The 14,512-nt window shown below is 63.5% G+C and carries 13 protein-coding genes; 11 read left to right on the top strand and 2 right to left on the bottom strand.

Going from position 1 to position 14,512, the window contains the following annotated elements:
- Positions 1-78 precede the first annotated feature (78 nt).
- The 6 genes from E2K99_RS01080 to E2K99_RS01105 all read left to right on the top strand — a co-directional run bounded on the left by E2K99_RS01080 (position 79) and on the right by E2K99_RS01105 (position 7,432).
- Positions 79-1,458: a murein hydrolase activator EnvC family protein gene (locus E2K99_RS01080; protein ID WP_134221065.1), complete on the top strand. Its 1,380-nt coding sequence runs from the start codon at positions 79-81 to the stop codon at positions 1,456-1,458.
- Between the two features lie 3 nt (positions 1,459-1,461).
- Complete coding sequence (locus E2K99_RS01085; RefSeq protein WP_034340501.1) at positions 1,462-2,958, top strand: S41 family peptidase; 1,497 nt, start codon at positions 1,462-1,464, stop codon at positions 2,956-2,958.
- 83 nt (positions 2,959-3,041) lie between these two features.
- Positions 3,042-3,797, top strand: coding sequence for a HesA/MoeB/ThiF family protein (locus E2K99_RS01090; RefSeq protein WP_134221066.1), 756 nt, complete (start codon positions 3,042-3,044; stop codon positions 3,795-3,797).
- A gap of 430 nt (positions 3,798-4,227) precedes the next feature.
- A complete protein-coding gene (gene dksA / locus E2K99_RS01095) occupies positions 4,228-4,713 on the top strand; it encodes an RNA polymerase-binding protein DksA (RefSeq protein WP_182993485.1) in 486 nt (161 codons plus the stop codon).
- A gap of 80 nt (positions 4,714-4,793) precedes the next feature.
- The gene (locus E2K99_RS01100) at positions 4,794-5,195 is read left to right on the top strand and encodes a hypothetical protein (RefSeq protein ID WP_134221067.1); all 402 of its coding nucleotides are present in this window, start codon (positions 4,794-4,796) and stop codon (positions 5,193-5,195) included.
- A gap of 185 nt (positions 5,196-5,380) precedes the next feature.
- A complete protein-coding gene (locus tag E2K99_RS01105) occupies positions 5,381-7,432 on the top strand; it encodes a TonB-dependent receptor (protein ID WP_134221068.1) in 2,052 nt (683 codons plus the stop codon).
- A 180-nt stretch (positions 7,433-7,612) separates the two neighbouring features.
- Here E2K99_RS01105 and E2K99_RS01110 read toward each other — a convergent pair whose 3' ends face one another.
- Positions 7,613-8,146, bottom strand: a complete 534-nt coding sequence (locus tag E2K99_RS01110; RefSeq protein ID WP_039789581.1) for a carboxymuconolactone decarboxylase family protein — start codon at positions 8,144-8,146, stop codon at positions 7,613-7,615.
- Between the two features lie 152 nt (positions 8,147-8,298).
- Between E2K99_RS01110 and E2K99_RS01115 the strand changes: the two genes are divergently transcribed.
- A complete protein-coding gene (locus E2K99_RS01115; RefSeq protein WP_134221069.1) occupies positions 8,299-9,297 on the top strand; it encodes an AraC family transcriptional regulator in 999 nt (332 codons plus the stop codon).
- On the opposite strand, the gene E2K99_RS01120 is transcribed toward E2K99_RS01115, so the two are convergent.
- Complete coding sequence (locus tag E2K99_RS01120; protein ID WP_008334229.1) at positions 9,287-9,751, bottom strand: Lrp/AsnC ligand binding domain-containing protein; 465 nt, start codon at positions 9,749-9,751, stop codon at positions 9,287-9,289. The two genes, E2K99_RS01115 and E2K99_RS01120, sit on opposite strands and share 11 nt — an antisense overlap.
- A 379-nt stretch (positions 9,752-10,130) precedes the next feature.
- On the opposite strand from E2K99_RS01120, the gene E2K99_RS01130 reads away from it, so the two are divergent.
- From E2K99_RS01130 to E2K99_RS01145, 4 genes are all read left to right on the top strand, one after another.
- Positions 10,131-11,267, top strand: a complete 1,137-nt coding sequence (locus E2K99_RS01130; RefSeq protein WP_121037777.1) for a branched-chain amino acid ABC transporter substrate-binding protein — start codon at positions 10,131-10,133, stop codon at positions 11,265-11,267.
- Positions 11,268-11,472: 205 nt separating this feature from the next.
- Complete coding sequence (gene lhpH / locus E2K99_RS01135) at positions 11,473-12,483, top strand: trans-3-hydroxy-L-proline dehydratase (RefSeq protein ID WP_134221071.1); 1,011 nt, start codon at positions 11,473-11,475, stop codon at positions 12,481-12,483.
- 18 nt (positions 12,484-12,501) lie between these two features.
- Entirely contained in the window at positions 12,502-13,440 is a 939-nt protein-coding gene (locus E2K99_RS01140; RefSeq protein ID WP_134221072.1) for a delta(1)-pyrroline-2-carboxylate reductase family protein, read from the top strand.
- Between the two features lie 132 nt (positions 13,441-13,572).
- On the top strand, positions 13,573-14,502 hold the full coding sequence (locus tag E2K99_RS01145) for a branched-chain amino acid ABC transporter permease (RefSeq protein ID WP_034338197.1): 930 nt from the start codon (positions 13,573-13,575) through the stop codon (positions 14,500-14,502).
- Positions 14,503-14,512: the final 10 nt, after the last annotated feature.

The raw sequence follows: 14,512 nt of genomic DNA on the forward strand, positions 1-14,512 counted from the left end.
TCCGGAAAGTGCATTCCACCGGCGCGCTCCGTCCTCCAGTCGGGCGCGCCGCGGGGAGTCTTTCGCTTGCTGGCGACGATGGCTTGCGGTCTGCTGCTGTGTGCCGCGGTGCAGGCGCAGCCGATCACCGAACGGACCCGGCAGAAGCAGGCCGCCGAAAAGGAACAGGCCGACCTGCAACAGCGCCTGACTACGCTCAAGCGCGATATCGACCAGACCGAGACCGCCAAGGACAATGCCGCCGATGCCTTGGCCGCTTCCGAACAGGCGATCTCCAAAGCCAATCGTTCGCTGCGCGATCTGGCGCAGGAGCAGCAGGCCACTGAAGCGCGCCTGGCGCAGCTGGTCAAGCAGTTGAACGAACTGACCGCGCTGGTCAACGCCCAGCAGGCGCAGCTGTCCAAGCTGCTGCGCGAGCAATATGTGGCCGGCAACGAGGACCGCATCAAGCTGCTGCTCTCCGGCGACAATCCCAATCGCATCAATCGCGAGCTGCAGTACATGGGCTATGTCTCGCAAGCCCAGGCCAAGCTGATTGAAACCCTGCGTGCCAACCAGCAGGCGATCCGCGCCAACAAGGCCGAGACCCAGAATGCCAAGTTCGAACTGGATGAAATCGCCCAGGAAGAACAGGAACAGAAGAAGGTACTGGAACGCGAGAAGGGCCGCCGCCAGACCTTGCTTGCGCAGCTTTCCACCAAACTCAATGCCCAGCGCCAGGAAGCCGGCCGCATCGAGCAGGATCAGCAGCGCCTCTCCAGCTTGGTGGACAAGCTCGCCCAGATCATCGAGCAGCAGAAAAAGGCCGAAGCCGAAGCTCGCGAGAAACGTCGCCAGGAACAATTGGCCAAAGCCAAGGCCGAACGCGAGAAGCGTCTGGCTGAACAGCGTGCCCGCGCCGAGAAGCGCGCCGCCGAAGCGGCCAAGGCCGCCAAGGAAGGCAAGCCGGCGCCGAAGATGCCCGATCCGGCCGACGCCATCGATGATGACGAACCGCCGCAACAGGCTTCCTTGGGCCGCAATGACACGCTGCCCGAGCCGCAGGCGGACAATTTCGGCAAGCCCTTTGCCAGCCTGCGCGGACAATTGCATCTGCCGGTCAGGGGCGAGCTGGTATCGAAATTCGGCAGCCGCCGCGGCGACGGACCGACCAGCCGGGGCCTGTTCCTGCGCGCCCAGGAAGGCGCGGAAGTGCGGGCAGTGGCAGCAGGACGCGTGGTCTTCGCGGACTGGTTGCGCGGTTTCGGCAACCTGATCATCGTCGATCACGGCAACCAGTACATGACGATTTACGGCAACAACCAGTCGGTATTGAAACGCGCCGGTGACCTGGTCAAGACCGGGGAAACCATTGCCACTGCAGGCAACAGCGGCGGCAATGAGCAATCGGGTTTATACTTTGAAATGCGGTATCAAGGCCGCGCATTCGACCCACAGGGGTGGGTAACTTCTAGGTGACACATGGGCAGCAAACTCAAGAATATCGGTTTGATCGGGTTGGGCATGGTGGCAGGCGCCACTGCGATGATTCAGTTCGACGCCATCGCGCAAAAGAATGCAACGGCGTCGCTGCCCCTGGAGGAGCTGCGCCAGATGGCCGACGTGTTCGGTCTCATCAAGTCAGATTATGTCGAGCAGGTCGATGACAAGAAGCTGCTGACCGAAGCCATTTCCGGCATGGTCGCTTCGCTCGACCCGCACTCCGCCTATCTGGACAAGAAGGCCTACAAGGAGCTGCGCGAAGGCACCATGGGTAAGTTCGTGGGCCTGGGCATCGAGGTCGGCATGGAAGATGGCTACGTCAAGGTCATCTCCCCCATCGAGGATTCACCGGCCTTCCGCGCCGGGATCAAGGCCGGTGACCTGATCACCCGCCTGGACAGCACCCCGGTCAAGGGCCTGACCCTGGATGAAGCCGTCAAGAAGATGCGCGGCGAACCCAACACCAAGATCACCCTGACCATCGCCCGCAAGGAAGAAGACAAGCCCATCATCCTGACCATCACCCGTCAGGAGATCCGCGTGCAGAGCGTCAAGTCCAAGGTGGTGGAACCCGGCTACGCCTGGCTGCGCGTGACCCAGTTCCAGGAACCGACGGTGGACGACATGTCCAAGAAGCTGGCCGCCATCTACGCCCAGGAACCCAACCTGAAGGGCATCGTGCTGGACCTGCGCAATGACCCGGGCGGCGTGCTGCCGGGAGCCATCGGCGTGGCCGCGGCCTTCCTGCCCAAGGATTCGGTGGTGGTCTCCACCAATGGCCAGCTGCCGAGCTCCAAGCAGACCTTCTACGCCAAGCGCGAGTATTACGCCGCCAATCCCCTGTCGGATCCGCTGTCGCGCCTGCCGGATGCCATCAAGAAGGTGCCGATGGTGGTCCTGATCAACAGCGGCTCGGCCTCGGCTTCCGAAATCGTGGCCGGTGCCCTGCAGGATTACAAGCGCGCCACCATCATGGGCACGCAGTCCTTCGGCAAGGGTTCGGTGCAATCGGTGATCGCACTGCCGCCGGAGAAGAACACCGCCGTCAAGCTGACCACCGCCCGCTACTACACGCCCAAGGGCCGTTCCATCCAGGCGCGCGGCATCGTGCCGGACATCATGGTGGACGAATACCCGGATGGCGATGGCTTGAACGGCCTGCGCCTGCGTGAAGCCGATCTCTCCAAGCACCTGACCAACGACACCGACAAGTCCGCTGAAGTCAAGGCCAAGGCCATGGATGAACAATCGGAAGAGCGCCTGATCGCCGCCGAGAAGAAGCGCAAGCCCATGGACTTCGGCAGCAAGGACGACTTCCAGCTGACCCAGGCCCTGAACCAGCTCAAGGGCCTGCCGGTGAAGGTTTCCAACGCCAAGCCGGAAGTGCGCAATGAAGAAGGCAAGAACGACACCCCGGTGAAGGACGAGCGCAAGGACAACAAGGCGCCCGCCGAGAAGATCGACACCACCAAGTAATACGCCGCCTGCGGGCAGGCACATCGGGCCGCTAGCACTTGCCAGCGGCCCTTTTTTTCATCTCAACCTTGTCGGATATGACGATGGATGACCAACAGCTGCTGCGCTACTCGCGCCACATCCTGCTTGACGAGATAGACATCGAAGGCCAGACCCGCCTGCTGCAAGGCCATGCGCTGGTCATCGGTGCCGGCGGCCTGGGCTCGCCGGCGGCCATGTACCTGGCGTCGGCCGGGGTGGGCCACATCACCCTGGTGGATCACGACACCGTCGATCTGACCAACCTGCAGCGCCAGATCATGCATACCACCGCGCGCGTGGGCCAGCCCAAGGTGGCGTCCGGGCGCGAAGCCTTGCAGCAGATCAACCCCGGCATACAGGTCACGGCGCTGGCCGAGCGGGTGGAAGGCGAGCGCCTGCAGGCGCTGGTAGCGGCGGCCGATGTGGTGCTGGACTGCAGCGACAACTTCGCCACCCGCCATGCGGTCAACCGCGCCTGCGTGGCGGCCGGGGTGCCGCTGGTGTCGGGGGCAGCGATCCGCTTTGATGGCCAGATCAGCGTTTTCGACCCGCGCCAGGAGGCCAGCCCCTGCTATGCCTGCCTGTTCCCGCCCGAGCGCGAGTTCGAGGAAGTGCAATGTTCCACCATGGGCGTGTTTTCGCCCCTGGTCGGCATCATCGGCACCATGCAGGCGGCCGAGGCCATCAAGCTGGTGGCCGGTATCGGCCGCTCGCTGGCGGGACGCCTCCTGATCCTGGATGCGCGCGAGATGGAATGGACCAGCATCGGCATCGGCCGCGACCGCCAGTGCCCGGTGTGTGCCCGGCGGCACGGATAGACGCGGGCGCTGTGGATGGCACGCATCGTCGCTTCCATCGGCCCCCGTTCTTCTGGTATAAACACGGATGGATGTTGCAATGCAAATAGCATGCAGCATGCGCCAGGCTGATGTTCCGAACGACGACAATTCACAAGCGCGATCAGCCCGCCCCGCCTAGCCCGTCACAGGGGAAGTCATGAACCGCTCCATGAACCGGAACGCCGCCCGAGGAGATGGCCAGCGGGCCGCCGCGCCAAAGGCTTGGCATACGGAATCGTTGGTGTACAATCCTTGACCGCGAAAAAGCGTACGCCATCGGCAGCGCGCCCCGGTCCTGACGGCCCGGACCTGCGCACTGATCGCGACAACGTCAATCGAAGAGGTGCCAACGCGGCAAGGGAAGTGGATTCACAAGCGACCTGTTCCGGCAGCCGTGCATCAGCCGGGAATGGATATAGTTGAAAAACCCGTAGTATTGAAAGTAAGCGAAGTGGCAACCAAGACTCCCAAAACTACCCCTGCAGCGCAGTTGCTGACCGAGGAACAAATCCTCAAGATGGACGAGAAGGACTACATGAACGAAGCGCAGCTTGCTTTCTTCAAGGCCCGTCTCCAGCAGCTGGAAAAGGATCTGCTCAAGAACGCGGATGAAACCACCGAACACCTGCGCGAAACCGTGCTGGTGCCGGACCCGGCTGACCGCGCCACCATCGAGGAAGAACACGCGCTGGAACTGCGCACCCGCGACCGCGAGCGCAAGCTGCTCAAGAAGGTGCAGCAATCCATCGTCTCCATCGACAATGGCGAGTACGGCTGGTGTGAAGAAACGGGCGAACCGATCGGCATCCCGCGCCTGCTGGCGCGTCCGACCGCGACCCTGTCGCTGGAAGCCCAGCAACGCCGCGAACTGAAGCAGAAACTCTACGGCGACTGATACTCGCCTCGCACGATGACGCCTGCGCCATGCGGTGCGCAGGCGCAGTGCCGCTGTCGTTTCCAACCTGGTCCCGCCTCATGCACCGTCTGCGCGCCCTGCGAAGCTCCACCGTCATCGCCCTGCTGGCGATGTCGCTGCTGTTCGCGCAGATGCTGGGTTTCGTGCACGGTATTGCGCACGCCGGCTGGGCACCGGGGACGGTCCATTCGCTGATCAGCGAAGCCCTGTTCGACGAGGGCGAGGAGGCGCACGCCGAACTCGCTGCCGCCGACGGGCATGATGCCCATCACCACCACGCCCATGGCCTGCACCACTCCTGCGTGGCCTATGACGCCGCCGCCTTGTCGGCGGGTGTGCATATCGATTTTCCTCCCCTTCCGTTGCTGCCGCCGGTGCGCGTGCTGGCCCTGTGGCTGGCCTTCGCGTCCTGGGACGCGCCGCTGAACTGCCATTTCTCCTCGCGCGCCCCGCCGCGCTGAATTCCTTCTCCCTGCAAGACCCGCATTACTGGTTACCGGTTGTCGCTCGCGCATCCGTGCGTGGCGCGGCGTCGTCCTGACGCCGCCGCCGCGTGCGATCGCGTGCCGACGGCCGGTGTATCCGCGCCGCCCCATCCACCCTCACGACAAGGCGGGCGGCGCTTCGCGCATAACAAGGAATTCACATGGCTCTTCAACGCCAACGCATCGCCTCGGCCGTCTTCTCGGCCCTGGCGGCCTGGTCCGCTTCGGCTTCGGCCCAGACGGCTGACACCACCGCGACCCCTGCAACCGCTGCCCAACCGGCGCTGCAACCCATCGTCGTCACTGCCACCCCCTTCGCCTCTCAGGAGGATGTACAAGTCCTCACGCCCGCCAAGGTCATCGCCGGTGACGAACTGCGCAACAAGCTCGGCAACTCGCTGGGCGACACCCTTTCGGGTGAATTGGGCGTGTCCGCCAGCGCCTTCGGTGCCGGCGCTTCGCGTCCCATCATCCGCGGCATGGAAGGTCCGCGCGTGATGATCCTGCAGAACGGCATGGGCGTCTCCGACGTCTCCACCGTCTCCAACGACCATGCGGTCGCCACCGAAGCCGCTACCGCCCGCCAGATCGAAATCCTGCGCGGTCCGGCCGCGCTGCTGTATGGCTCGGGCGCCATCGGCGGCCTGGTCAACGTGGTCAATGACCGTATCCCCACCGAGCTGGTCGGCAAGCCCACCGGCACCGTCGAAGGCCGCTACGGTACCGTCGATGGCGAAAAGAACACGTCCTTCTCGCTGGATACCTCGGCCGGCCAGATCGGCCTGCACCTGGACGGCAACTACCGCGATACCGACAATTACAAGATCCCCGGCAACGCCCGCCAGGGGGACAGCAGCAGCGCATCGGGCCGCCTGCCCAATTCCTTCACCCACGAGACCAGCCTGGGTGGCGGCATCTCCTATGTGACCAACTGGGGTTACGTCGGCCTGTCGGTGGCGACCCTGGACGACCACTACGGCATCCCGACCGATGAAAAATCCTTCATCGACCTGCACCAGAACCGCTACGACCTCGATACCGTCGTCAATCATCCCTTCGCCGGCATCGAGAAATTCCGCTTCCGCATGGGGTACACCGACTACACCCACATCGAGAAGGCGGAGGATGGCACGCCCAACACGGTCTTCTCCAACCGGGCCCTGCAGACCCGCTGGGAACTGACGCACGCACCGCTGGCCGGCTGGCACGGCACCTTCGGCGTGCAGACCGAGCAAAGCAACTACTCGGCCCTCACGCCCGATACCGGGGTCTCCGAGCTGACTCCGCCCACGCGTTCGACCTCCTTTGCCGGCTTCCTGGTGGAAGAGCGGCAGTTCGGCCAGGTGCTGGCCAGCGCCGGCTTGCGCGCCGAGAGCGTGAGTCGCCGTCCGGACAGCGGCAGCAGCAGCGACGGCGTCCGGCCGGGACGCGATTTCAGCCTGATCTCCTGGTCCACCGGCGGTCTGTGGACCTTCCAGCCCGGCTACGGCCTGGGCCTGACCTATTCCTTCGCCCAGCGCGCGCCGACGGTGGAAGAGCTGTACTCCAAAGGCCCGCATGAATCGACCTCCACCTACGACATCGGCGACAACCAGTTGAAGAAGGAAACGTCACACAACATCGAGTTGAGCCTGCAGAAGACCGAAGGACTGGTGCGCTGGAAGGGCAATGTGTTCCGCAACAAGGTCAACAACTACATCTACGGCCGTACCAACGGCCAGGTGAACGCTGCCGGCGCGGCCGATCCCGATGGCGAATTCACCCAGCGCTTCTGGTCGCAGGGCGATGCCACCATCCGCGGCGTGGAAGCCGAGGTCACCTACAACTGGAACGGCGAAGGCGTCTCCGGCCGGGTCTTTGCCGACACCTCGCGCGGCACGCTCGACAATCTCGGCAACCTGCCCCTGCAACCGTCCACCCGCTACGGCATCGAGCTGGGCTACAAGACCGGCCCCTGGGCCAGCGGCGTGAAGGTCTTGCGCGCGCAGAAGCAGGATCGCCTGGCTTCCTTCGAAACCTACGAGACCCCGTCCTACACCCAGCTGGACGCCAACCTGTCCTATACCCAGCGCCTCAACGGCGTGAAGCTGACCTGGTTCGCACTGGCCCGCAACCTGCTGAACCAGGACATCCGTTTGTCCACCTCGGTGCTGCGCGAAACGGTACCGCTGGGTGGCCGCAACTTCATCGTGGGGGTACGCACCGCCTTTTGACCGATATGAATGAAACGCCAGCTGCCCCGGGCAGCGGCGTCATCGGGTGCCGGCGGGAGACTGCGCCTCCCGCCAGCGCAGCTTGCCCGGCCGTCTCCGCAAGGAGGCTGCCGGGCTTTTTTTCGTCTGTATGGCGCGTATGAAGCAATGAGTCAATTTTCCGGATTTTTTACTGGCCGATTACGGTGCCGGCGGGAAATCCAGAACAGTATCGTTCACACGATTGAACAGATTGGTGAAGGTAATTGCAGTGACGGCCAGCAGCGTATCGACGATCTGGGCATCGCTGTAGACGGCCCGCACGCGTTCGACCACATCGGCGGGAACGGTGCCACGGGTAGCGACCAGGCGGCGCGCGAAGTCGGCCAGCACATCCAGGCGGTCATCGCCCGAGGGGCGGTCATGGCGCACGCCGTCGATGGCCTGGGCGGAGAGGCCGGCCTTCTTGCCCATGAGCGAGTGAGCGGCCAGGCAGTAATCGCAACCGGACTGTTCGCTCACGGCCAGCTTGATGGCTTCGATTTCCTTGGCCGACAGGCTGCTCTTGCGCAGGGCGCCATCCAGGTGCAGGGCGGACTCCAGCGCGACCGGGCTCAGGCTGCCGATGCCGGCGTAGGCATTGGGCACCATGCCGACTGCAGACTTGATGGCGGCAAACAGTTGAGCGGCCTGGCCGCTGGCTTCGCTGATGGGGGCAGTGTTCAAACGGGACATGATATTTCTCCTTGGTGAAGGTCCGCGCCTTGGCCGGGGCAGGATTGCCGCTGGTCCTTGTTGCGCATGGAGGTACTGTAGGCTTACAGATTGGAATTATGAATGCCTGAAAATCACATAAAATTGCTCAAAAAGCTCAACCAAGGAAAATGATGGATGCCCTCAGCCGCCTCCTTTCCCTGCATCCGGTGCGTGCCGCGCTGGATATCCGCTGCCGTTTCGGCCAGCCCTGGAACCTGCCGCATGCGGCCTTGCCAGCGGGCGTGGCGCCTTATCACTTCATCCTGGAGGGCAGGGCACAACTGCAGTTGGCGGAAGGGGAACCTCTGCTGCTGGAGGCTGGCGACCTGGTGGTGCTCACCCGGGGCGCAGCGCATGATCTCTTCATCGCGCCCGTCGGCGAAGCCATCGCGGCGCGCCCGGGCGTGACTGCAGCGCCGGTGCAACTGAATGTGAATGATGAGGATGCCGGCGGCGCGCAGCCCCTGTCGGATTTCCTCTGCGGGCAGTTCCATTTCGATGCCCCGCACTCCAACGCCCTGGTGCAGGCGCTGCCGGAAGTCTTGCTGGTGCGGGGCCAGCAGCTGCCGCAAGGGGATGGCCTGCACACCCTGGCCACCCTGCTGCGCAACGAGTGCGGGGGCGCCGATGGCCGCGGAGAATTGCGCGCCGGCGCGCAGGCGGTGGTGGCCGGGCTGGCGGCGGCGCTGTTCGGACTGGCCCTGCGCGCCTGGCTGGCCCAGGGCGGACCGCAGCCGGGTTTGCTGGCGCTGCTGGCCCATCCCGGCCTGCAACCTGCGATGCAGGCCATGCTGGATGCCCCGCAGCAGGACTGGACGCTGCCTCGGCTGGCAGCGTTGTGCCACATGTCGCGCGCGACCTTCGTGCGGCGCTTCCAGGAGGTCGGCGGCACTACGCCAGGCGAACTCCTGCAGCAATTGCGCATGGCGCGTGCCGCGCAGCTATTGAGCTACAGCAAAATGGGCACGGCCCAGATCGGCGAAGCTGTGGGGTATCAGTCCGAAGCAGCGTTCAACCGGGTATTCAAGAAGTTCAGCGGAATGGGGCCGGGGGCGTACCGGCGCAAGGGCAGGCTGGAGCAGGGACAGGCCCCGGAAACGGGCGGGCAGGACGCCGGGATCAGCGGATAGGCAGGCGGATGGTGTTCTTCACTTCTTCCATTACCGCATAAGTGTGGGTCTCGCGCACACCCTTCAATTGCAGCAGCGACTTGCCCAGGAATTCACGATAGGCGTTCATGTCCTTGACCCGCGACTTGACCAGGTAATCGAAGCCGCCGGCCACCATGTGGCATTCCATGATCTCGGGGATGCTCTGCACGCTCTTCTTGAACTCGGCAAAGACATCCGGCGTGGTGCGGTCCAGCACCACCTCGATGAAGACCAGCAAGGAGACATCCAGCAATTCCGGATTCAGCTGCGCCGCATAACCCAGGATATAGCCGGCTTCCTGCAGTTTGCGAACCCGCTCCAGGCAAGCGGCCGGCGACAGGTTCACGCGAGCGGCGAGGTCGACGTTGCTGATGCGGCCGTCGTTTTGCAGCTCCGCCAGAATTTTCTTGCTGATCTTGTCGAGTCCGGCCATGGTTTCTGAACTTTATTCAGTTAAAAAAATATAGAGAAAATTTTATTCCGATTATAAGGGGAATAAGCGCGCCTAATATCAAGGAAGAGTCAATAGAATCCTCCCTCATAAAAAACATAACGTAATGCGGGCATGAAGCGAAGTTCACCTCGTTTCTGCGCGGATCACAGCAGTATCTCGACAACAGATTTGACGAGTTTTGTTTGCCAGGTCCAGCCTGCGCGCGGCGGTGAAAACCGGCCTGACGCGGTCGGCCCGGCATCAACGGAATGCACCGCTCCTGCCCACGAGGCTGGGGATGGCGCAAATCCTGCTTTTCCGGCGTTTTCAATGCAATCACCCACCGCAGTCTGACTTTCTAGAAGAGAGGAAACACCCCATGTTCAAGCGCGTCTCCGGACTCAACATCATCGCCGCCTCGCTGGCGCTGATCCCTGCTTTCGCCATGGCGCAGGAAACCCAGGTCGTCAAGATCGGTTTCTCCAGCCCGTTGACCGGTCCCCAGGCATCGGCCGGCAAGGACAACCAGGGCGGCCTGATGATGGCCGTCGAGCGTCTGAATGCGCAACCCATCACCGTGGGCGGCAAGAAGATCAAGTTCGAAGTCCTGGCAGAAGATGACCAGGCCGACCCCAAGCAAGGCGTGGCCGTGGCACAGAAGCTGGCTGACCAGGGCGTCAAGGCCATCGTCGGTCCCTACAACTCGGGCGTGACCATTCCTGCTTCGCGCGTCTACAACGATGCCGGCATCGTGGTGGCCACCGTGGCCTCCAACCCCAAGATCACCCAGCAAGGTTTTGCCACCCTGTTCCGCGTGGCTGCCAGCGACAGCCAGCTGGGTGGCAAGATGGCCCTGTACGCAGCCAAGGAACTGAAGTTGAAGCGCGTGGCCGTCATCGATGACCGCACCGCCTACGGCCAGGGCCTGGCCGAGGAATTCGCCAAGGTCGCCAAGGCCAACGGCATCGAAGTCATCAGCAAGGACTTCACCAACGACAAGGCCACCGACTTCACCGCCATCCTGACCTCCATCAAGGGCAAGAAGCCCGACGCCGTGTTCCTGGGCGGCTATGCTCCCCAAGGCGGCCCGATCAAGCGCCAGATGAAGCAGCTGGGCATCGACGTGCCCCTGATGGGCGGCGACGGCATCTGTTCGCCGGAAATGGGTCGCCTGGGTGGCGACGCCATCGGTGAAACCGTCTACTGCACCCAGGGCGGCACCATGCTGGACAAGGCCAAGGATGGCAAGGTCTTCGCTGACGACTACCAGAAGAAGTACAGCCGTCCTGCTGAAACCTATGCAGTCTCGTTCTACGATGGCATGATGCTGATCGCGCAAGCCATGAAGCAGGCCAACTCGGTCGATCCTAAAGCCTTCGGTCCGGCCATGGCCAAGATCAGCTACAAGGGCGTGGCCGGCCAGTACGACTTCGACGCCAACCACGACCTGAAGCAATCGCCCGTGACCGTCTATCGCTTCAAGGATGGTCTGCCGGTTCCCCTGACCAGCTACTGATCGGTCCTTTCCCGGCCTGATCCTGCCGCCCGCAGTCGCGGGTGGCGCGCCAGGCCCTGATCCCAGCTCCACATTGCAGTGTCCCGCTTCCCGCCGGTTCCGACCGGCCGGGAGCGGCTTGCCGTACCCGCTTGCAGGGCCCATGTCCGGTCCGCAGTGTTACCCTCTGCCCTGGCGGACCCGCAGCATACCCGGAAGGAAGACCATGCTCAGCTATACCCGTACCGTCCAGACCATCGATGCCCACACCGGCGGTGAGCCGTTGCGCATCGTGGTCTCGGGCCTGCCCAAGATCCCGGCCGGCACCATCCTGGAACAGCGCGCCTGGCTGCGCGAACATCGCGACGACCTCCGCCGCTTCCTGATGAACGAGCCGCGCGGCCATGCCGACATGTATGGTGCGTATCTGCTGCCCCCGGTCACGGCTGGTGCCGACTTCGGCGTCATCTTCATCCACAACGAAGGCTACAGCGACATGTGCGGCCACGGCATCATCGCCCTCGGCAAGGTGTTGGTCGAGATGGGCTACGTCGAACGCACCCAGCCGCAGACCCGCATCTGCTTTGATGCCCCGGCCGGCTTCATCGAAGCCTTCGTCGAGTGGGATGGCGTGCGCGCCGGCAAGGTCAGCTTCAACAACGTGCCCTCCTTCATCTATCGCCGCGACGTCGAAGTCGAGACGCCCGGGTTTGGCAAGATCACCGGTGACATCGTCTTCGGTGGTGCCTTCTACTACTACATCAACGCGGCGCAGGCCGGCCTCACCGTCAAGCCTGAACTGGTGCGCCAGCTGATCCAGCTGGGTGCCGAGACCAAGGCCGCCGTCATGGCCAAGGTCGCCATCGTCCATCCGCTGGAGCCGGGCCTCAACACGCTGTACGGCACCATCATCGACAGCGAACCCAATTTCCCCGGCGCGGACCAGTCCAACGTCTGCATCTTCGCTGACCGCGAAGTGGACCGCTCGCCTACCGGCACCGGTACCTCGGGCCGCGCCGCCCAGCTGTTCCTGCGCGGACAATTGGCGCTGAACCAGAACTACGTCAACGGCAGCATCGTCGGCAGCAACTTCGGCGTGCGCGTGACTGCTGCCACCAAGGTGGGCGACTTCGATGGCGCGCTCACCGAGGTGAGCGGCCATGCCCACATCATGAGTACCAACCAGTGGGTGCTGGAAGAGTCCGATCCCTTCCCGACCGGTTTCTTCCTGCGCTGACTTTCCCACAGGATTCCCATGCACATCCTCAACTCCCTCCAGACCGCGCAGGCAATGCCTTATTCCGCGCTGGTCGATGCCCTCGCACGCGCCGCGCAGGAACTGGCCAGCGGTGCCATCCGCGCACCGGAACGCCAGGTCGTTCCCATCGATGCCAACAGCGTCTTGCTGGGCATGCCGGCCATTGCCGAGGATCTTTCGGTGACCAAGCTCATCACCGTGCATGGCGACAATGCCCGCCATCAGCTGCCGGCGATTCAGGGGGAGGTGATCGCCTTCGAGACCGATACCGGCCGCCGCCTGGCCTTGATGGATGGCCCGACCGTCACGGCGCGCCGCACCGCAGCCATGAGTCTGCTGGGCATTCGCACGCTGTTGCCGCGCACGCCGCAATCGGCGCTGCTGATCGGTACCGGCGCGCAGGCGGCAGCGCATGCCGATGCACTGGCGGAGGTGTTTGGTGTCCGTCAGTTCTGGGTGGCCGCGCGTGACCTCGCGCGTACCCAGGCTTTCTGCCAGGCCATCAGCGAACGCCATCCGCAAGTGGTGGCCAGTCCGCTCCCGGCACAGATGTTGCAACAGGAGTTGCCACGCACTGATGTGGTGATTGCCTTGACTACGTCGCGCGTGGCCGTGATTCCCGAACAGATCGCGGCCGATACGCTGGCCATCGGCGTCGGTGCCTTCAAGCCGGACATGGTGGAGTTCCCGGCCAGCCTGCTGCATGCACGCCGCATCGTGGTCGATGACCTGGCCGGCGCGCATCACGAAGCAGGCGACCTGATCCAGGCCAAGGTGGACTGGGCGGGCGTGGTCGGCATCGGCGATGTGCTGGCCGGCAAGACGGCCTTGAACACGCTCGACAGCGCGGGGGCGCTGCCGGTGTTCAAGACCGTGGGCCAGGCTGCGTGGGACCTGGCGGCAGCGCGCGTGATGCGCACCACACTGGGGATCTGAAAATTGCGCGTGCATGCGCGCTTAATTTGATAAATAATTTACGCTTTTTTCGCGAACGCTCGTGCGTTTGCGGTTTCCTTGCAGTTTCCTGACGTTTCACAACAATCATCCTCCTGAAGGAGACACCGTTTCATGGACATTTTCATCCAGCAGATCATCAACGGATTGGTGCTAGGCAGCATGTACGCACTGATCGCCCTGGGCTACACCATGGTGTACGGGGTGCTGAACCTGATCAACTTTGCCCACGGCGACATCCTGATGGTGGGCGCCATGGTCGGCCTGTCGATCCTCAAATTGGTGCAGCAGGTCGCGCCTGACCTGCCTGGCATCGTCAAGCTGATCATCGCCATCGTCGGAGCCATTCCGGTGTGCGTGATCGTCAGCCTGCTGATCGAACGCATCGCTTACCGTCCGCTGCGCAACGCGCCGCGCCTGGCGCCGCTGATCACCGCCATCGGCGTGTCGATCCTGCTGCAGACCTTCGCCATGATGATCTGGGGCCGCAGCCCGCTGCCGTTCCCGCAGATCATGCCCTCGACCCCGGTCAACATCGCCGGTGCCCTGATTTCGCCGACCCAGATCATGCTGCTCATCCTGGCCCTGGCCGCGATGATCGGCCTGGTGCTGATCGTGGAGAAGACCAAGATGGGCCGCGCCATGCGTGCCACTGCCGAGAACCCGCGCATCGCCGGTTTGATGGGCGTGGATGCCAACCGCGTCATCATCGTCACCTTCGCCATCGGCGCGGCACTGGCCGCGATTGCCGGGGTGATGTGGGCCGCCAACTATTCCACTGCGCAATTCGCCATGGGCTTCGTGCCGGGCCTGAAGGCCTTCTCGGCGGCCGTGCTGGGCGGCATCGGCAACATCTACGGTGCCATGCTGGGCGGCATCCTGCTGGGCCTGATCGAGAGTCTGGGTGCCGGTTACATCGGCGACCTGACCGGCAACTTCCTGGGCAGCAATTATCAGGACATCTTCGCCTTCATCGTGCTGATCATCGTGTTGACCTTGCGTCCGTCCGGGATCATGGGTGAGCGTGTGGCGGATCGGGCCTGAGTTTTTAAGA

Source organism: Herbaspirillum huttiense, from assembly GCF_004367745.1.
Lineage (GTDB): Bacteria > Pseudomonadota > Gammaproteobacteria > Burkholderiales > Burkholderiaceae_D > Herbaspirillum > Herbaspirillum huttiense.